Origin of the sequence: Neisseria sp. 19428wB4_WF04 (assembly GCF_015235335.1) — a bacterium.
Classification (GTDB): Bacteria; Pseudomonadota; Gammaproteobacteria; order Burkholderiales; family Neisseriaceae; genus Neisseria; species Neisseria musculi.
Map to the genome: position 1 here is coordinate 1 of NZ_JADGLG010000262.1, position 208 is coordinate 208.

A 208-nucleotide genomic window follows, 5' to 3' on the forward strand; every position below is an offset into this window, starting at 1 on the left:
TCGGGCAGGGCTTTGGGCACGTCTACGCTGTAGCTGCCGTCTGCCTTGACGGTGGTGGTAACGGTTTGGCTTTGGCCGTCTGAACCGGTTACCACTACGGTTACCACCGAACCGGCGGGCGCATCGGTTTTGCCGCTGATGGTCGGGGTGTTGTCGCTGCTGTTGTCCGGCGCGTCTACGCTGATCATCGGGGCGGTGGTGTCGACCG

At 63.5% G+C, this 208-nt stretch carries 1 protein-coding gene; it reads right to left on the reverse strand.

Annotation, left to right across the window (positions count from 1 at the left end; all coding sequences use genetic code 11):
- A partial coding sequence (locus tag IR141_RS13250) for a hypothetical protein (protein ID WP_135037892.1) occupies window positions 1–208 on the reverse strand: 208 nt, incomplete at both ends.